We start from the raw sequence: 19,974 nt of genomic DNA, 5'->3' as shown, positions 1-19,974 counted from the left end.
TATGTTAGAAACAGGCTCTTTTTTGTATTAATAGGTTTATACCTCTACTTCATTGCCGTTTTTGCACCAGTAGAGCGCATTGTATAAATTTTCTTTTGGGAAAGATTTAAACTCTCCCGGCATCAGAACACTGAAAATATCCGTAAAGTTCTGAACGCTTTCCTTGTCTGTAACAATGGCTGCACGATTCCACTTTGCCAGGTTTTTGAATCCTAAAAGTAAATCCTCAAGCCATGCCCCCATGGTAAATTTATCCAGATCAGTATCCAAATACAGTAAGTAATTCAGCTCACCAAATTGATCTACTTTCTCTTTCACACGCGGAATTACCAGTTTTTCAAAATCCTCTTTCGTTATTTCTCCGGTTGCATTGAATGCCGCAACATTCTCCGGAGCTTCTGGAATAATTGTTATCATAGTGAATATTTTATGGTGGTTGGAACTTAGTAAAGTAACAATAACTACACCATAATTTACTCATAAATTGTTAAAATAGGTATAAATATTGTTATTTTTAATGTAAAATATTAATATGGATCTCAAATCGAACGAACCTTTTTGGCTTTTAAAAAATGGATTAATGGCTTCCTATCCGTCTTTAAAATCAGATGAAAAATGTGATGTCTTAATTATTGGTGGTGGAATTACCGGTAGCCTTGTAGCACACCAGATGATCAAGGACGGTCATGAAACAATTCTTATTGATAAAAGAGAGCTTTGTAACGGAAGCACCTCGGCCACAACTTCAATGCTTCAGTACGAAATAGATATTCCTCTTTATGAACTGATTAGAAAAATAGGAAAAAAAGGTGCTGTTGAAAGTTATAAAGCCTGTTCAGATGCCATTGATAATCTTGAGAAAATTTCAGGACAGATAAGATCCAATGCCGGATTCAAACGTAAAAAGTCATTGTATTTTGCCTCAAAAAAGAAAGATGTGCAATGGTTGGAAAAAGAATTTGAGGCTAGAAAAAGTGCAGGTTTTGAAGTAAAATGGTTAAATGCAGAACAGGTTCTGAAGAATTTTGGATTTGAAAACACCTATGGCGGTATCGTATCCGGACAGGGGGCCAGTATTGATGCTTTCCAGTTTGCTCATGAATTATTTAAGCATAATACGAGGAAAGGACTGAAAATATTCGATAAAACTGAAATGATAAAGGTAGAATATCACAAAGGGTTCAACCTTGTCACAGTAGACAGTGGATTTCGGATTAAGGCAAAAAAGATAATCTATTGTATTGGTTATGAAAGCAAAAACCTCTTGAAAGAAAATTTTGTGGATCTAAAAAGCACCTATGCTGTTGTCTCTGAAATAGATAAAGATAAGTTCAAAAATATCAATAATACATTGGTCTGGAATACGGATGACCCATATATCTACATGCGTACAACGGATGACGGACGGCTATTAATTGGCGGCGGAGATGAAGATTTTTATGATGCTGAAAAGCGCGATGCTCTATTGGAAAAAAAGAAGAAAGAGATTTTAAAAAACCTTAGAAAGATAAAACCGGATTATCACTTTTATCCCGACTTTGTATGGGCAGGAACTTTTGGTGAGACTAAAGATGGACTGCCTTATATTGGCGAACATGAAAAATTCAAAAATTCCTATTTTGTACTAGGTTTTGGAGGAAACGGAATTACTTTTTCAGTAACAGGAATGGAAATGGTTTCTTCATTTTTAAAGAATAAAAAACATCCGCTGTCCAGATATTTTAAATTCGGGAGATAGTATTTATATGTGCAAAGCTTGGCGCTTAAAAATAACTAAAGTGTTTACCCTTTTGTAATTTTTATGGTTTGTCATTTTATTAAAAAAGAGTAGCAGCATAAAAAACTCATAGTCATAAAAAAATCTTGATTTTCAAAATAATTAAGTGTCCTTTATCCAAACAAAGTTTATCCCTTAAAATAACTTAAGTGTTTACCCTTTTGTGGTTTATAATTATATTAAAAAGTGCAGTTTTCAAAATAAAAGCGGCGACTAAAATTTAGCCGCCGCTTTAAAGATTATCTGCTGTAATATTGTATCTGCATTTCTTTCGGATACTTTACTTCATAAGAGAAGCTGATCTTTTCAGAGCCTCCGGAATTGATCTTTTTGTTCCAAAGGATACTTCCTGTTTTTTCATCAAGACTTCCACTACCTAGATCTATTGTTTTTACCATAATCTTGGAATTTTCACTGATAGGCAGCTGATCAAGAATTTCCAGCTCAATGCTTTCCTTGGTATTATTTCTGATGCTTATCTGGTAAGATTCTGTTTCCCATTTATTAGAATTCATCAGTTTTTGAGAAGTTTTGTCTTCCAGCTTGGTTCTTTTTACTGTTATTCTTTCATCTACCCCAAGTGAGATAGGGAATTCATCTTTCACATAATTGCTTGTAATATTGGTTTTTCCGATATAGTTATCTTCAAAGTAGATATTGGCCTCGCCGTTGATAAGGTTGAGGTTCTGCCAGTTTTTCACAAATGCCATCAGGAAGACCTGGTTGTTAACCTTTGGAACTGTGTGGTATTTGTAGGTAGCATCAATTTGTTTTTTATCCAGAATAACATATTGTTCTTTCTCCTGACTTAGAATTGTTTGATTATAGTTCAGTTCATAGATTATATTCATCTGGCTATCAGAAACAGAAGCTATAGGAACCTGACTTGGCCTTGCTACGGCATCCTCTCTCATTTGATAGGCATTTACTGCAGCAGTTGTTTTTTTAAACTTATAATCAGCAATCTCCTGCATTGGATTGTGTACTGTGTATTCTGCAACATAAAGCGGAGAAAGGATAGGCCTGTCCTGATTATATGAAGGCCTGTAAGTAGATACAAACAATTTTATATTCTTCCAGTCTTGTCCGGTTTTCTGATAGATTTTCCCTTTGTAAACCATTTCAAGAGGTTTCTTTACAGACTCAGCGCGTAGATCATAGGATGGTACCCAGCCTGCATCAGAAACAATATAGCTTACCCCAAGATTCAGATTGGTATCATTATCTGCGAGAATTTCAAGCAAAAGTTCTTTTCGGTTGGTATTTTTATGGGTTTGTTCCTCTGTCGCTTGCTTGTTCAGTTTTGCAATACTTTCATCCAATACCAACTTCTGTTCATTTAGTAAAAAGACCTGATTATCTATTTCCAGCATTCTCTTTCTGTAGAAGTCTGTAAGCTTAATGAGTTGTTCCTGAGGTGTAGATTTATCATTGGTAGATACCTTTAAATTATCATTGATGATATTCTGTTCTCCGGTAAGGTTTTTCACCTGAATATTCAATAGGTTTACCTGTCTTTGAAGCTTTTTTCTTTCATCATCAAGTTTCTTTTCACCATCAGATAATTCGTCATTTTTCAAAAAATTACTTTGCGGGGTAATTGAAAGAAGGGTTGTATTTTTTTCAAGATTGATTTTGTAAGTGTTTTCATCCAGATCATTGGGCAGATTTACAATTCTTACCATATTACGTCCTTTCTGAAGATTTACATTGGTGCTTCCAAAGACTTTAGCTCCCTGCAGAAAGACGGTAGCTTGCTTTACATCAATTTCCTTTTTTATTTCCTGTGCTTTTAGGAAAGCAACTGAAAATGTCATGAGTATTAAAAAATAGTGTTTCATCGTTTATTATTTTAAATTATGAAGTAAAATTACCTGTATTACGCCCTGAAAATGGGAAAACTTGGTGAAGTGAAGCTTTCACTTGGTGAATATGATGAGCATAAAAAAAACAGCTCCAAAAGGAACTGTCTTCTTAAATCTGTTATTTTAATTTAAAGGATTTCGTATCTTGTTTTGATACTGTATTTCAGCTTTATATTTTCTATATTGTCAAAAGAAATATCGGCAGAGGCATCGGCCATTTCCATTTGTACATTGCTCATTCTGCCTTTATAGGCAACAGGCATTACAGTGTCACTGGTGTATTCTTCTATTTCTACAATTTCAATGGCATTTCCTGTCTTTTTGCCCATGCTTTCTAACAGATAATCTGCTTTTTCCTTAGCTGCTTTTAAGGCATTGATCTTTACTGCTTTTCTGAAGTCGGCAATTTTAGTATTCTTTACCTCTGAAATATTCAGGCTGCTTACCCATTTTTGGTTCAGGTCTTCAAAAATTTTGCTGATGTTTGATTTTGCATTTGCCTTAAACTGATAGTTCTTGGAAAACTTTGCCGTTTTTGAATAGATATTCTGATACATTGACTTGAATTTGATATCCTCGTTCTTTACACCGGCATTTTTTAAAATATCAAACAGCTTCTTTTCATTGTCTGCCAGATCATTTTTGTTATCTGCCTTTATTCCGATGCTGAAGATAATTTCATCCGGTTCTACTTCTATTTCGGCAACGCCTGTTACTTCGATTGCGTTTTTCTTTACTTCCTGAGCGTTTACAAAACTTCCCAGCGTTAAAATTCCGATTAATAAAAAATGTTTCAATTTCATAATTTCCTGTTTTTAAGTTTAAATTCTGATGTAAAATTAGCCATCCCTAAAACTGAAAATCGGGAGACTTGGTGAAATGAAGCTTTCACTTGGTGAGTTGTGATAAAAAGGGTATTCTGTTAAAAAATATAAAAAGAAAGGATGTTAATGGTAATTGTAAGGAGGCTTATCTTTAAATATGAATAATAAGGATGTTGATGATAAGTTAATGATTGGTAGTGTTTTAAATGCGTGACTTGGTGAAGTGAGGTTTTGACTTGGTAAGGAATGGAATAGGATAGATAAAGTTTTAGTTACTTTGCAATAAAGATTCAAAGTCTGTGAAATTAGTTTTTAAAATATTGTTTATTTCAATGCTTGCTGTGGGAAATGTTATTTCTGCACAGGATTCTACAAAGGTATCGCAAGTATTGAAGTCTGCTGCAAAGCTAAAAAAAGCGGTGGATAAAAATGATGATAAGGCTATTGCTGATACCTATGTGGGAATGGCCGCTGATTATTACAATCAGGGAAATTATGCTAAAAGTGAAGAATATTTAACCAAGGCTAAAACTCTTTTTCAAAAGCTTAATGATAAGAAAAACCTGGAATCCGTTACCAGAAAACTAGCTCAATCACAGGAAAAACAGAATAAAATAACACCCGCCCTCAGTAATTACAGCATGGCAGCCCAGATGAGCTATAGCGAGAAAAGCAAAGCGGTAAACTCCAATGATGTTGCAAGGCTTTCTTCTCCTACACCCGAACTTAGAGCAGAAGCCATTCAGGATAATATTAATATCAGTAAAAAAGAGAATGAGCAGGCTAGCGTAGCAGAGGGCTACAGTCAGTTGGCAGAGATCAATCTACAACAGAAAGATATCAATAAGGCAGAAGAAAACCTGAATAACGCGTATAAAATCTCCAAAAAAGGAGCTCCACAGCAGGCCCTGGCCATCAATCAAAAATTAACCGACCTTTATGTTGAAAATAAAAATTTTGACAAGGCCATTGAAGCCAAAAAGAAAGTTCTGAAAGAAGATTTTGTAAAGGAAAACTCACAGGAAAAAGTCAATCAAATTCAGGAGCTGGCAGATATTTATATTAAGAAGAATGACCCAAAAGAAGCAGTAGATTTATTGAAAAATGCCTACGGAATTGCGTTGGATAAAGGCCATACACTGGAGGCCCAAAAGAGCGTAAAAAGACTGGATAGTCTATATGCCATTTCAGGAAATACAGATGCTTCTGTTCAATTATACAGAGACTTTTTGGGAAAACTTCCAAATCTGGTTTCAAAAGACAGAAGCCTTGTAGATAATAAGATTCTGGAAGATACAGAACAGAGAATTTCACAGTTGGAAAAGGAAAAAGAACTGAAAGACGAACTGATTCGCAAGAAAAATGTCTTCAATTATGGTTTAATTGGAGCTTTAATCCTATTGACAGGTTTGGTTATTTTTATTTTTAGAACCCTTAAAAAAGTTCAGACTAAGAATAAAAAAATTGCCCTTCAGTCGCTTCGAAGAGAAATGAATCCGCATTTTATCTTCAATAGTTTGAATAGTGTCAATCATTTCATAGCAACCAATAATGAATTGGAAGCCAACCAATATCTGACAAAATTCTCCAAGCTGATGCGTGGTGTGATGGAAAACTCTACAGATGATTTTATTCCCTTTCAACAGGAACTGGATCTTCTGCAAAATTACCTGGCCCTGGAAAAAACACGTTTTGCAGATAAGTTTGATTATGAGATAGACGTAGACGAAAGTCTAAATATGCATAGCCTGCAGGTTCCCGGAATGCTCGTACAGCCGTTTCTTGAAAATGCAATCTGGCATGGACTTCGATACAGAACGGAAAAAGGATTTTTAAAACTCAGCTTTGAAAAAAGTGATCAGTACCTGAAGATTATTATTGAAGACAACGGAATTGGAATTGAAGAAAGCAAAAAGCAGAAAACCCAGCATCAAAAAACAAGAGAGGGCAGAGGTATGAAAAACACATTGGAAAGAATCCAACTCTTGAATGATCTGTACAAAAAGAATATTACCTGCTCTGTAAAAGATAAAGAAAATAATAACGGAGTATTGGTTACCATTCAAATTAATCTGATATAAACCAAAGATGAAAAAGAATATATTTCTGATAACACTTATGCTTGGTTTATTCTCCAGTGTTTTATCCGGACAGGATTTCGACAGTATCCGGTTGAATAATATCCTAAAAAACTTAAAGCTGGATAAAACAAAAATAAGGGAAGAACTCTGCATTGAGAAGAAAATGCCCAATGGAGAAGGCTCGTATATTGCAGTGATTCCTGTTGTAGTAGAGCAGGAAGATAATGATTACGTCTTTACTATCCGAAATTATATTTTAATTACAGACGTTAACGGAATAATAAAGAATAAATATCTGGATCCAACAGACATCAACTCTGATGCCATAAGTCTGAGAGGCTTTACAATTGATACAGGATTATATACTATCGGAACAAACATCCGTGCGTTTGGGGTGAAAGCTGATTTTGTAGGAAGCAGCAAGCCTAATCCTTATGAGCTAAGTACAATGTCCATGTATTATCCGGATGGTGCAACTTTTAAGAAGGTTCTGGATCAGTTTACTATGGATTTATATCGTGGAGAATGGGACACCCGATGCAATGGGGAGTTTGAGGATAATCATGCGTATATCATTATGGATCAATCCAAAACCAATAATTTCACAGACCTTAAGATAAAAACCATTTCTGTTACCACAATAAATAAAGAAGTGAATGGGGAGTGTAACAATAAGGAAACATCAAAGACTTCCTATAAAACCCTAAAGTTCAAAAACGGAAAATATCAATAAGTAAATTTTCGCAGTCCAATATCTATCATCTAATATTTATTTCCAATGAAAATCAAAGCCGTAATCGTAGACGATGAAATAATAGCAAGAGAAGTACTGAGAAGCTACCTTACCAAATATTGTCCCCAGGTAGAAATTCTCGGTGAAGCGGAAAATATAAAAGAAGCGGTTCCTCTGATCGCTGAAAAACAACCACAACTAGTTTTTCTGGATGTGGAAATGCCCTTTGGAAATGCCTTTGATGTATTGGAAGCTACGAAGGAATTTTCTTATGAAACAATCTTCATTACTGCATTTTCGCAATATTCTTTACAGGCTTTGAATAAGTCGGCAAGTTATTATATTCTAAAACCAATTGACATTCAGGAATTGATTCTTGCAGTAAATAAAGTTGCTGAAAGTCTTGAGAAAAAAGATGAGCTGAACCGTAACAAAATTCTATTGGAGAACCTAAAGCTGAAGCCGGAAAAACAGCAGCTTATTCTCCCAACACTACAGGGTTTTGATGTCGTGAAAACAGAAGATATTGTAAGGCTTCAGGCAGATGGAAACTTTACGCAGGTTTATCTTACCGATGGCTCCCGGAAAATGGTATGCCGCTTTTTAAAGCATTTTGATGATTTGCTGGAAAGTCCTTTCGTAAGAGTTCATCGTTCCCATATCATTAATACAGCCTTTGTGAAATCCTATCATAAAAGTGGAACTGTAATGCTTTCTGATGATACAGAAATTGAGGTTTCGGGAAGCTTTAAGGATAGCTTTCTGAAAGTGTTTTCATAGAATTTATTGTTCCTTAACATCCCAAAGGCATTATTTTTGAAGTTTTTATCAGAATCACACAAAATATTTCTGTCATGAAGACCTTTCATAAAATTATACTTCCCGTTTCGTTAGGAGCATTGGCATACATTGCCTTTCATTCATATTCTGTGGGAATCCCAAAAGGAGCCGTTGCTGTAAAGAATTTTGACGTTAAAAAATATCTCGGAAGATGGTATGAAATTGCACGGTTTGATTACAAGTTCGAGAAAAACATGGACAATGTTACGGCAGAATATTCAGAAAACCCTGATGGAACAGTTCAGGTAAAAAATAAAGGCTATAACTATGTGAAAAAACTGTGGAATGAATCCATAGGAGAAGCCAAATTTGTAAAGGATAAAACTGAAGCCCGCCTTAAAGTATCTTTTTTTAAACCTATTTGGGCCGGATACAATGTCATAGATATAGACGAAGACTATCAGTATGCTCTGGTGGCAGGCAGCAGCCTAAAATATCTGTGGATTCTTTCCAGAACTACTACAATCCCTGAAAGTATCAGGCAACGATTTATTGAAAAAGCAAGAAAAATAGGTTATAATACAGAGGAATTAATCTGGGTGAAACATACCTAGATGAAAAGGCAAAATCGTAAAATACATGATAACGATTTTGCCTTTTATTTTTTGTTATTTAACTCTGAATGTATTCTTTCCATTCTTCAAAACGATGATCAATAACCTGTTTTATCAGGTCATAATTCTCGTAGGTATCTTCAATATGGTAGAACGTTTCGTATTCATAATCATTCTCTTCTGCTTTGGTATCAAAAAGATTAACGTAGTCATCAGCAAATGAGCTGTATCTATTTCCAAAATCAGTATCATCTGCGTAGTAATCCTTTGCAAAGCTGTTCCCAAGATCACTCAGGTCATGCTCAGAGAATTTTCCGTCACAGGTATCCATAACGAATTCTGCACCGGTAATTTCTCGTCTTTTTAATCTTTCAATTTCCTCTTCTCCGTCTTCCTTTAGTTCATTAGAAATAAGATCATTATTAATGCACCAGTTCAGGAACATTCCTGTATGGGTTGCCCCATTTTTTTCAGGAAGTTCTTTGGGAAAATCACCACCATAATGCCATGAAGCATCATCATATTTAGACATAATTTTAACTAATTTTTGTCAAAAATAGAAAAAATCAATTTATATTGCCACAGCCGCAGATTTTCCCGTCATTTGCAGGAGAATTTTTTTCAAGAAATTGATATATGGAAAAAGCTGTTCTGATTACTATTGGTGATGAAATCCTTTCCGGAAATACGATAGATACCAATTCCAATTTTATTGCCACCGAACTGAAGAATATCGGGATCAAGGTGGTCCAGATCTTTACAATTTCAGACGAAATTGAAACCATCAAAAATACATTGGATATAGCCTTTAAGTTGGGTGATTTGGTGATCACAACAGGAGGATTAGGCCCTACCAGAGATGATAAAACCAAAAAAGCTCTTGCAGAGTTCTTTAATGATGAAATTGCACTGGATGAGGTTACCTTTAACCACCTTAAAGGATATATGGAAAAACGCGGACGTCTTGATATTCTTGAAAGAAACAAAGAACAGGCTTTTGTTCCTACAAAATCCATAGTTTTTCAAAACCATTTCGGAACTGCACCATGCATGATGATGGAGCTGAACGGAAAGCTGTCCTACAGTCTGCCGGGTGTTCCTTATGAAGTAAAACCATTAATCAAAGGCCAGATTATACCTTATTTACAAGAAAAATTTAATCTTAATTTTATCCACGGTAGAATTATTTCCGTAGTTGGGATTCCTGAAAGTATTCTTGCAGATACCATTGAAGATTGGGAACTTGCTCTTCCTGAAAATATTTCCCTGTCTTATCTTCCGGTGGGAACCCGTGTAAAGCTGAGGTTAACGGCTTCCGGAGACAATGAAGATGTTTTAAAGCAGCAGACAGAAGATGAAATTCAAAAGCTTCTTCCCCTCATAAAAGATAATGTGATTGCGGTTTCTGAAGATAAAATTGAAAATATTCTGGCAGAAATTCTTACGGAAAGAAAACTGACTATTTCTACCGCAGAAAGCTGCACAGGGGGCGAGCTGGCAAAGATGATTACCTCAGTTTCAGGAAGTTCAAAATACTTTCTTGGAGGAATGGTTCCTTATGCTACAGAGAAAAAGATTAAAATTCTAAATGTTTCCAGAGATACGGTAGACCAGTTTACGGTAGTCAGTGAGCAGGTAGCTCAGGAAATGGCGAAAGGATGTCAGGATTTATTTGATACAGATATTTCCCTTTCTACAACAGGGGTTGCAGGTCCGGGAAAAGGAGAAGATGGAAATGAAATAGGAACAGTTTATTACACCATACGAATCAAAGATCAGGAAGTCACCTCAAAATTATACATGCCTCATCTGGAAAGGGTGGACTTTATGAATTTTGTTTCTCAAAAGGTTATTCAGGATCTGGTAGGACTTCTTGTAAACCAGTAAATTAAAGTTTTATATTTTTAATTTTTTTTTAATTAATTTTCATCTGCTTTTTCACACTTTTTGAAATTCACTCAATAAATTTCAAAAGCGTGGAAAATTCAAAACAGATTTTTCAGACCAACAGCAAGAAACGCTGGAAAAGTGTACAATGGGGAAGCCGTATTTTTATTTTTATGGCTGTGCTTCTTCTTTTGGCTTTAGGACTGATGATGACCCTGGACAGAAGTCCTAAAATTCCTTTTAAAGAAGATTATAAGGCAGTGATGACTGCTAACAAACCCTATCTTCAGGAGAATAAAATTTCTAAAGAATATAAAGGATTCAGAAGCTTTATTTCTGAAAAAACAATCCATACCAATCTTGCCAAAATTGAAAAGGCAAGGGCAGAGAGATACAAAAATCAAAACAGAAACTGGGCTCAGTTCCCCGGAGGTATTCGATCCGCATTTTATGTAGCGTGGGATCCACAATCTCTCATGTCTCTAAAACGAAATATCAGACATATCAATCTTGTTTTTCCGGAATGGTTCTTCCTTGATCCTAAAACGGGAGACCTGAAAACCAATATCGACCCTGAGGGATATAAAATCATCAAAAGAACAGGAATTGCAGCAATGCCTATCCTGAGTAATAACTCTGATAGAGAATTTCGCTCCGAAGGATTGGGAAAAGTATTGAATGATCCGCAAAAAAGAACAAATCTTATCCGAAAAATTACCCAGCAGTGTAAAAAATATCATTTTAAGGGTATTAATATTGACTTTGAGGATATGAACCTTAATTCTGACGAAAATCTGATTGCTTTTATGAAAGAACTTTCAGAAACATTCAAGCAGAATCAATTATTGGTTACCATGGATATCATGACGGATAATGACGACTATAACATCCCAAAACTAGATCCCTATGTAGATTATTTTGTACTCATGGCTTATGATGAATATTCTGCCAGTGGTGATGCCGGCCCCGTTTCTTCACAAAAATGGATAGAGGAACAAGCAGGAAAGCTTGTGAAAAAAACTTCTCCCCAGAAGATTATTTTAGGATTGGGAGCCTATGGCTACGACTGGAGTTCAAATCCGGATGATAATAATTCTGTAACCTACATGCAGGCTATTACAAAGGCTAGTGCGAGTAAAGCCGTTATTGATTTTAATGACAATACTTTTAACTTAAATTACTCTTATACAGATTCTAAAAATAATACCCACACCGTATTTTTTAATGATGCAGCGTCTATTTTTAATACAATGCGATTTTCATCCGAATATCCATTGGCAGGTACTGCACTTTGGAGATTAGGAAGTGAAGATAGCAGGGTTTGGAATTTTTATGATAAGGACCTTACGTTTGCCGGACTTTCCAAACTGAATTTGAAAACACTGGAGAATGTAAAAGGACAAACCATGGTCGATTATATTGGAGATGGTGAAGTCCTAGATGTTTTGAACACTCCTCATGACGGAAAAATAGCCTTGGAAATAGATCCTAAAGAGAAAATTATTACAGATGAAAATTACATTACCTACCCAAGCTCCTATGAAGTAAAAAAATACGGAAGCGCTCCTCAAAAGGAATTAGTGTTGACATTTGATGATGGTCCCGATGAAACCTATACCCCGCAGGTATTGGATATATTATCTAAATATCATGTTCCTGCTGCTTTCTTTTTAGTAGGCCTAAATGCAGAGAAAAATCTTCCGCTTGTTAAAAGAATCTATCGGGAAGGCCATGAAATAGGAAATCACACCTTTACCCATGAAAATGTAGCCAAGGTAAGTCCCGAAAGAGCACTGCTTGAACTGAAACTGACGAGATTGCTGATAGAATGTGTAACCGGACATAGTACCATTCTGTTTCGGGCACCCTATAATGCAGACTCTGAGCCTACAACCTCAGAAGAGATTATTCCCGTAGCATTGGCAAGACAGCAAAATTATCTGGATATAGGAGAAAATATAGATCCGGAAGACTGGCAGCCGGGAATAAAGGCTGATGAAATTATAAAACGTGTAATGGCGGGAATTAAGCAGGAGAGAGGAAATATTATCTTGCTTCACGACGCTGGCGGTGATACCAGAGAAGAAACGGTGAAAGCATTGAAAATTTTAATTCCGACACTCCAGAAACAAGGATATCATTTTACCAACCTTACCAGTCTTTTGCATAAAAGTAAAAGTGAACTGATGCCCGAAGTTCCTAAAACGAAGTCCTATTACATCATGCAGCTTAATCTTGTATTGGCAACGGTAATTTATGGAATAAGCCATTTTTTGGTAGCCCTGTTTACTATTTTCATTGTACTGGGGCTGATCAGATTGCTGTTAATGGCCTATTGGGCCTTTAAAGAAAGAAAAAAAGAAAAACAACTGAGTGAATTTCCTATCCTGGAATTTTATCCAAAGGTTTCAATCATTGTTCCTGCTTATAATGAAGAAGTGAATATTGTTTCTTCCCTGCAGAATCTGTTGAAACAGAATTATCCAAATTTCAACATTATTATGGTGGATGATGGAAGCAAGGACTCAACCTATGAAAAAGCAAAAAATGAATTTCCGAATCACCCGAATCTGAAAATTTTTTCCAAAACAAATGGAGGAAAAGCAACAGCTCTCAACTTTGGTATTTCACAAACTGATGCTGAATACGTGGTGTGTATTGATGCAGATACCAAACTACAACAGGATGCCGTAAAATACTTGATTGCAAGGTTCTTAAATTCAAATTCTGAAGAGAAAATTGCTGCTGTAGCTGGAAATGTGAAAGTGGGAAATACCGTAAACTGGCTTACCAGATGGCAGGCAATAGAATACACAACAAGCCAAAACTTTGATAGATTAGCTTACGCACATATCAACGCAATTACAGTTATTCCTGGGGCTATTGGAGCGTTTAAAAGATCGGTTATTCTTGAAGCGGGAGGTTATTCTTCAGATACGTTGGCTGAAGACTGTGATATTACCGTGAAAATTTTAAAAGCAGGATACACTGTTGCCAATGAAAACAGAGCGATAGCAGTAACTGAAGCTCCGGAAACCGTGAAACAGTTTTTGAAACAACGTTTCCGATGGACTTATGGAATTATGCAGATGTTCTGGAAACAGAAACAGACTTTCCTTAATCCCAAGTATAAAGGATTAGGACTTTGGGCAATGCCTAATATTTTACTATTCCAATACATCATTCCGTTTTTTTCGCCATTAGCAGATTTGATTATGTTTTTTGGAATTTTATCCGGAAATGGAGACAAGATATTTACTTATTACCTGATTTTCCTTTTAGTGGATGCTTCGCTGGCTTTGACGGCATTTATTTTGCAAAGGGAAAAATTAACCAGTCTCTTGTATATTATTCCACAAAGATTCGGATATAGATGGCTGATGTATATTGTATTGTTTAAGAGTCTCAGAAAGGCTTTGAAAGGTGAAATACAATCCTGGGGATTCTTAAAACGAACAGGAAATGTAAAAGAGATAGCAACTTCTTAAGATTTGTTTAAATTTGTTTTCCGGTAAAGTAACAAATAGTAAATAAATCATACATATTGTATAAATTGTTATCATAATGAAAAAACTAACACTTTCTTTGTTTCTAATAGCAGGGATTTGTACTCAAAACACAGTGAGTGCACAAGCTAAAGCTGTGAAAACAGCAGTTGCGAACGCAGATAAAGGTCTAGACCTTAGCTTAATGGACACGTCGGTACGTCCACAAGATGATTTTTATAACTATGTGAGTGGAACTTGGATGAAAACAGCTAAAATTCCATCTGATAAACCGACTTGGGGAAGTTTCAACAAACTTGGAGAAGACACGGATAACAATTCCATGACGATCCTGAACTCTCTTTTGAAAGATAAATTTGCTGATGGAAGCGAGGGTAAAAAAATCCAGGATTTGTATGCTTCTTACATGAACATGCAAAAAAGAAATGCAGACGGAATCAAGCCTATTCAGGAAAACCTGAGTAAAATTGATGCCATCAAAAATATGGCTGATCTTCAGAATTATCTGATCTCTGTAACTAAGGAAGGTGAAAATGTTTTCTACGGATGGGGAGTATATGCAGACCTAAAGAATTCTAATATGAATGCTGTTTATTTAGGTGAAGCATCTCTTGGTTTAGGAAGAGATTATTACCAAAAAGTAAACGAAAAAAATACAGAAGCTATTGCTGAATATCAGAAATATGTAGCTTCAATGTTAACAGAATTAGGATACAAAAATGCTGATGCAGCTGCAAAAGGTATTGTTGAATATGAAAAAAGCATTGCAAAAACATATTTAACAAACGAACAAAGCCGTGATAACACTCTTCAGTACAATCCTCAGACAATGGCTGAGCTTTCTGCCTTGGTAAAAGGAGCAGATATCCCTGCTTACCTTAAAAAAGTAGGTGTAAATACTGATAAAATTATCATCGGAGAACTAGGATACTATAAAAACTTCGACAAATTGGTAAACGCTCAGAATCTTCCTGTAATTAAGGATTATCTGAAGTTCCACATGATCAATGGAAGCGCTTCTTACCTAAGCGAAAAGCTGGGAGATATGAAGTTTAATTTCTTCGGAAAATACCTAAGAGGTCAGCAAGAACAAAGAGCATTGAACAAGAGAGGTTTCGAATTAATCAACAGAAACTTAGGAGAAGCATTCGGTAAACTATATGTTGAAAAATATTTCCCTGCTGAAGCTAAAGCTCAGATGGTAGAATTGATTGATTATCTAAAGAAAAGCTTTGCTGTTCACATCAACAACCTAGCATGGATGTCTTCTACAACCAAGGAAAAAGCAATGCAGAAATTGAATAAATTTACTGTAAAAGTTGCTTATCCAGACAAATGGAAAGATTATTCTAAACTAGAAATTACTCCTGAGTCTAAAGGTGGAACATTATACCAAAACCTTCAGAACATTGGTGAGTGGCAATACAACAAGGATTTAGCTAAAATTGGTAAGCCGGTTGATAAAACAGAATGGGGAATGACTCCACAAACTGTAAACGCTTACTACAACCCGGTATTTAACGAGATTGTATTCCCAGCAGCGATCCTTCAGCCGCCATTCTTCAACCCTAAAGCTGATGCAGCTGTAAACTTCGGTGGTATTGGTGCGGTTATCGGTCACGAGATGAGCCACGGATTTGATGATTCCGGTGCACAGTTTGATGCAGAAGGTAACTTGGTAGACTGGTGGACGCCGGAAGATAAAGCAAACTTCGAAAAAGCTACAAAAGCTCTTGCTTCTCAATATGACAAGTATGAGCCTGTAAAAGGAACATTTGTAAACGGAACATTCACAAACGGTGAGAATATTGCCGATTTAGGGGGTGTAAACATTGCTTATGATGCCCTTCAAATGTATTTAAAAGATAAAGGAAACCCAGGTAAGATTAGCGGATTCTCTCAGGATCAGAGATTCTTCCTAAGCTGGGCAACCGTTTGGAGAACATTATCAAGTGAAAAGTATATGATCAACCAGGTGAAGACAGATCCACACTCTCCGGGTTACTTCAGAAGTTTTGGTCCACTAATTAACGTTGACGCCTTCTACAAAGCATTCGATGTGAAAAAAGGAGACAAATTATACAAAGCTCCAGAGGATAGAATTAAAATCTGGTAAAAAATATAAACCGTTCAGCAATGAGCGGTTTTGTTTTTTTAGGGAGTAGGTAACAGTTGGTAGGTATTAGGGAAAAAGAAATTAGAAGTAAGAATGTGGGGTTGTATTAACTATAATCTATAAGGAACGGCTTCCATCATTCCCGTTTTTGGAGGGGTAGCAAATCGAAGATTTGACGGGGTGGTTACAATTAACAAAATAGCGTAATAATCATTTCTTATTCCACATTTTAATTATCCTCATCATATATTGTTAAAGTTCGTATATTTGATAAGTTTGTGTAAAATCAAAAATTATCTTCAATGAAAAAGCTAAATATTGGTATACTTGCCTTTTCGGGTATTGTATTTCTACATTCGTGTGGTGCAGCAAAGACTGCAGGGACAGAGAAAAAAACTGAGGCTACGGCAATTGCTGCAACGCCCGTAAAAGAACAAGTGAAAGAAGAGGGAATCAATTTATCCCATATGGATACAGCTGTTCGTCCGCAGGATGACTTTTTTAGCTATGTGAACGGAAATTGGGTGAAAACTACTCAGATTCCTTCAGATAAGGCCAACTGGGGATCTTTCAATGCTTTGAGAGAAAATGTAGATGACGCTTCATTGGATATATTAAATAAAATCCTTACTGAAAACTATCCTGCAGGATCTGAAGGGCAGAAGATCCAGAATCTTTATGCCTCTTTTATGGATACAACAAAAAGAAATGCAGATGGATTGGCTCCTATCAAGGGAGATCTTGCCAAAATTGATGGCATCAAAAACCTTAATGACTTGCAGAAATACCTTTTGGAAGCAACAAGATTAGGAGATAACTCATTTTACGGATGGAGAGCCGGAGCAGATATGAAGAATTCTAATATGAATGCAGTGTATCTTGGAGGTCCGGATCTAGGTTTGGGAAGAGATTATTATCAGAAAGTAAATGATGCCAATACCAAGACATTAGGACAATATCAGACCTATATTGGAAAACTATTTGGCGTTTTAGGATATAAAAACTCAGCTCAGGCAGCACAGAATGTTGTGGATTTTGAGAAACAATTAGCAAATTATTTGTTGACTCTTGAGCAGAACAGAGATGCCAATTTAAGATATAACCCTAAAAATGTATCAGAACTTTCAGGTTTGGTTAAGAATGTTGACCTTGCCAAATATCTTAAAGAGGCCGGCGTAAATACAGACAGGGTTATCATTGGTGAGCTGAAGTATTATCAGAATATGGATCAGTTCATAACCCAGAAGAATCTTCCATTATTGAAAGACTATCTGAAGTATCACCTGATTAATGGTAATGCAAGTAACCTTGATGAAAGCCTGGAGCAGATCAGATTTGATTTCTATGCAAAAGATCTACAAGGCCAAAAAGAACAACGTCCTATGAACAAAAGAGGTCTTACCCTTGTAAATACCGTTCTTGGTGAGGCTTTTGGTAAATTATACGTAGACAAATACTTTACTCCGGAAGCAAAACAGCAGATGGAAACCTATATTGATTATCTTCTAAAATCATTCAAATCTCATATTGCCAACATAGACTGGATGTCTCCTGAAACAAAAGTAAAGGCTCAGGAAAAACTATCCAAATTTACAGTGAAGATCGCTTATCCGGATAAATGGAAAGATTATACCCAATTAAAGGTTGAATCTCCAAAACAAGGAGCTTCATTATACTCTAACCTGCAAAATGTATCAGCTTGGCAGTACCAAAGAAGTTTGGATAAAGTAGGAAAACCGGTTGATAAAACAGAATGGGGAATGTCTCCACAAACAGTGAATGCATACTACAGCGGATCAAACAACGAAATTGTATTCCCTGCAGCAATTCTTCAACCTCCTTTCTATAACCCTAAAGCTGATGCCGCTGTAAATTTTGGTGGAATAGGGGCTGTTATCGGACATGAGATCTCTCACGGATTTGATGACAGTGGTTCTCGTTTCGATGGCGATGGAAACCTAAACAATTGGTGGACAGATACTGATCGTAAGAACTTTGATGCAAAGGTAGGTCAGTTGGCTGCTCAGTATAGTGGTTATGAACCTGTAAAAGGAAGCTTTGTGAATGGTAAATTTACAAGTGGAGAAAATATCGGTGACTTAGGCGGAGTGGCAGTAGCTTACGATGCCCTTCAGATGTACTTAAAAGATAAAGGAAATCCAGGAAAAATTAGTGGATTCACTCAGGATCAAAGATTCTTCCTTAGCTGGGCAACTGTTTGGAGAACAAAAGCAACAGATCAGTACATGATCAATCAGGTGAAGACAGACCCGCACTCTCCGGGGATGTTCAGAGCTTTTGGTCCGTTAGTAAATCAGGACTCATTCATCAAAGCATTTGACATCAAGCCAGGAGATAAAATGTACAAAGCTCCTGAAGACAGAATAAAAATCTGGTAGAATTATTACCAACAAAATTGTTAGAAAAGAAAGAATCCGTCTCCATTACATGTGAGGCGGATTCTCTTTTTAATAGGCTTTCTTATAATTTCGGATAACAAACTTTATTCCGGTTTCTATAATATCTCCCATGGTTTTGCAATACTTGAAATTGACATCATAGGTGAGTTTTTGCAAAGCTGTTCTTAGCTCTATAACATTGGCCTCCGGAGCAATATTTTCTTTTTTCATAATAGAAATAAGTTCATCGAATCTGTTTTTGCTGCTCGTCACCCTTTTTACAATTTGTGATCGTACTTCTTTCCGGTACTGCTCTATAGAATTGGGTTTCAGTTTTTCCAGGACCATATTAACCATAAAGCTGTTTTCTTTGAAATACTGAGGAAGATAGACTTTTAGGTTTCCCTCATAGCTTTGCTGATCAAAATCAATGGGACGAATTCTGTAAATAACCTGATCAAAATCGTGTATAGGAATAATAACATAATTGTAAGAACGCATATCGCCCAACAATCCAATAAGACAACGTTCATTGAACTTTACAAATTCCTTTGAAATCTGTGCCTTCTCCAGCTCTGTACAATTCGATAAGTGTTTCTGAATAAATACATCCCCGGGAATCCCCAAAATATGCTCTTCTATTAAGGTGTTTTTGTAAATTAGAAAATTAATTCTATTGGGAGAAAGCAGGTCTTCAAGTTCCAGTCCATAGATGCGGGAAGCATCAGCCTGTTTAATGTAAAAATTAGTATAATTATCATTCAGAATATTTCTTACCCTAATTCGGAAAGGTTTAGAATTTCCAAAAGTACAAAAATCGATGGTATCCACTTTCAGATAAGGTAAAGTCGCCTCATCTCCGTCAGAATGAAGCAGAGTGTAAATCTTATTCAAATTAGCCTCAATTTCTTTAAACTCATACTCCGAATATAATACACCAAGCCACAAAGTATCCTTACCCTCCTTATCCAGAATATTCACACTATCACTGAATCTTAGCAGGTCTTCATATAAAAAATGAATTTTTGTAGTTCTGTTATGTTTTTCCAAATACTGTTCCAATGCTTCCGAAACAGGATATATTGGTTTTCTAAAAGCAATCTTTACATCTTTCATTACGCTTTTTACTTTATTTAAATATAAAGAATATTTTTTTTCTTACACTGGAACAATTCCTATTTTAACACCTGTTTCATGTTTTTCCTAAATGTAAAATGCGCTACTATTTTATTTTATCCATCTATGGTTTATTTTTATTTATTTTTTCATAGCTTAGTGACATCATAAGAATTTGATTTTATGTTAAATAAGTGTAGTTAAATTTAAATAATTCAAGAAAAATCTTGACAAAATTTTGTATGTTACAGTTTTTTTTTAAATTTAAACATTGGA

The 19,974-nt window shown here is 35.8% G+C and carries 14 protein-coding genes; 9 read left to right on the top strand and 5 right to left on the bottom strand.

What is annotated here, in order from left to right; all coding sequences use genetic code 11:
• Positions 1 to 36: 36 nt before the first annotated feature.
• Positions 37 to 417, bottom strand: coding sequence for a SpoIIAA family protein (locus C7D53_RS11595; protein WP_106916624.1), 381 nt, complete (start codon positions 415 to 417; stop codon positions 37 to 39).
• Between the two features lie 115 nt (positions 418 to 532).
• Between C7D53_RS11595 and C7D53_RS11590 the strand changes: the two genes are divergently transcribed.
• Entirely contained in the window at positions 533 to 1,738 is a 1,206-nt protein-coding gene (locus tag C7D53_RS11590; RefSeq protein ID WP_106916623.1) for an NAD(P)/FAD-dependent oxidoreductase, read from the top strand.
• A gap of 278 nt (positions 1,739 to 2,016) precedes the next feature.
• Here the strand turns inward: C7D53_RS11590 and C7D53_RS11585 are convergent, their stop codons facing one another.
• Positions 2,017 to 3,618 (bottom strand): DUF4139 domain-containing protein, encoded by a 1,602-nt coding sequence (locus C7D53_RS11585; RefSeq protein WP_106916622.1) that lies wholly within the window; start codon positions 3,616 to 3,618, stop codon positions 2,017 to 2,019.
• Positions 3,619 to 3,770: 152 nt separating this feature from the next.
• Positions 3,771 to 4,445 (bottom strand): SIMPL domain-containing protein, encoded by a 675-nt coding sequence (locus C7D53_RS11580; RefSeq protein ID WP_106916621.1) that lies wholly within the window; start codon positions 4,443 to 4,445, stop codon positions 3,771 to 3,773.
• Between the two features lie 320 nt (positions 4,446 to 4,765).
• On the opposite strand from C7D53_RS11580, the gene C7D53_RS11575 reads away from it, so the two are divergent.
• The 4 genes from C7D53_RS11575 (at position 4,766) to C7D53_RS11560 (ending at position 8,674) form a co-directional block, all read left to right on the top strand.
• A complete protein-coding gene (locus tag C7D53_RS11575; protein ID WP_228422304.1) occupies positions 4,766 to 6,547 on the top strand; it encodes a tetratricopeptide repeat-containing sensor histidine kinase in 1,782 nt (593 codons plus the stop codon).
• Positions 6,548 to 6,554: 7 nt separating this feature from the next.
• The gene (locus C7D53_RS11570) at positions 6,555 to 7,280 is read left to right on the top strand and encodes a PA3715 family protein (protein ID WP_106916619.1); all 726 of its coding nucleotides are present in this window, start codon (positions 6,555 to 6,557) and stop codon (positions 7,278 to 7,280) included.
• A 45-nt stretch (positions 7,281 to 7,325) separates the two neighbouring features.
• Positions 7,326 to 8,060: a LytR/AlgR family response regulator transcription factor gene (locus C7D53_RS11565; protein ID WP_106916618.1), complete on the top strand. Its 735-nt coding sequence runs from the start codon at positions 7,326 to 7,328 to the stop codon at positions 8,058 to 8,060.
• A gap of 74 nt (positions 8,061 to 8,134) precedes the next feature.
• Positions 8,135 to 8,674, top strand: coding sequence for a lipocalin family protein (locus C7D53_RS11560; protein WP_106916617.1), 540 nt, complete (start codon positions 8,135 to 8,137; stop codon positions 8,672 to 8,674).
• A gap of 58 nt (positions 8,675 to 8,732) precedes the next feature.
• Here C7D53_RS11560 and C7D53_RS11555 read toward each other — a convergent pair whose 3' ends face one another.
• Entirely contained in the window at positions 8,733 to 9,206 is a 474-nt protein-coding gene (locus C7D53_RS11555) for a DUF7832 domain-containing protein (RefSeq protein ID WP_106916616.1), read from the bottom strand.
• Positions 9,207 to 9,310: 104 nt separating this feature from the next.
• Here C7D53_RS11555 and C7D53_RS11550 point away from each other — a divergent pair, with 104 nt between their 5' ends.
• The 4 genes from C7D53_RS11550 to C7D53_RS11535 all read left to right on the top strand — a co-directional run bounded on the left by C7D53_RS11550 (position 9,311) and on the right by C7D53_RS11535 (position 18,582).
• Positions 9,311 to 10,561: a CinA family nicotinamide mononucleotide deamidase-related protein gene (locus tag C7D53_RS11550; protein ID WP_106916615.1), complete on the top strand. Its 1,251-nt coding sequence runs from the start codon at positions 9,311 to 9,313 to the stop codon at positions 10,559 to 10,561.
• A gap of 89 nt (positions 10,562 to 10,650) precedes the next feature.
• A complete protein-coding gene (locus C7D53_RS11545) occupies positions 10,651 to 14,049 on the top strand; it encodes a polysaccharide deacetylase family protein (RefSeq protein ID WP_106916614.1) in 3,399 nt (1,132 codons plus the stop codon).
• 76 nt (positions 14,050 to 14,125) lie between these two features.
• Positions 14,126 to 16,183 carry a M13 family metallopeptidase gene (locus C7D53_RS11540; protein WP_106916613.1) on the top strand — a complete coding sequence of 686 codons (2,058 nt, stop codon included), beginning with the start codon at positions 14,126 to 14,128 and terminating at the stop codon, positions 16,181 to 16,183.
• A 302-nt stretch (positions 16,184 to 16,485) separates the two neighbouring features.
• Positions 16,486 to 18,582 carry a M13 family metallopeptidase gene (locus C7D53_RS11535; protein WP_106916612.1) on the top strand — a complete coding sequence of 699 codons (2,097 nt, stop codon included), beginning with the start codon at positions 16,486 to 16,488 and terminating at the stop codon, positions 18,580 to 18,582.
• Positions 18,583 to 18,651: 69 nt separating this feature from the next.
• Here the strand turns inward: C7D53_RS11535 and C7D53_RS11530 are convergent, their stop codons facing one another.
• Positions 18,652 to 19,698 (bottom strand): hypothetical protein, encoded by a 1,047-nt coding sequence (locus C7D53_RS11530; protein WP_106916611.1) that lies wholly within the window; start codon positions 19,696 to 19,698, stop codon positions 18,652 to 18,654.
• Positions 19,699 to 19,974: the final 276 nt, after the last annotated feature.

This window comes from Chryseobacterium aurantiacum (assembly GCF_003020585.1).
GTDB lineage: Bacteria > Bacteroidota > Bacteroidia > Flavobacteriales > Weeksellaceae > Chryseobacterium > Chryseobacterium aurantiacum.
The sequence above is the reverse complement of the archived record's forward strand: the minus strand, read 5'-3'. Positions and strand labels throughout refer to the sequence as shown.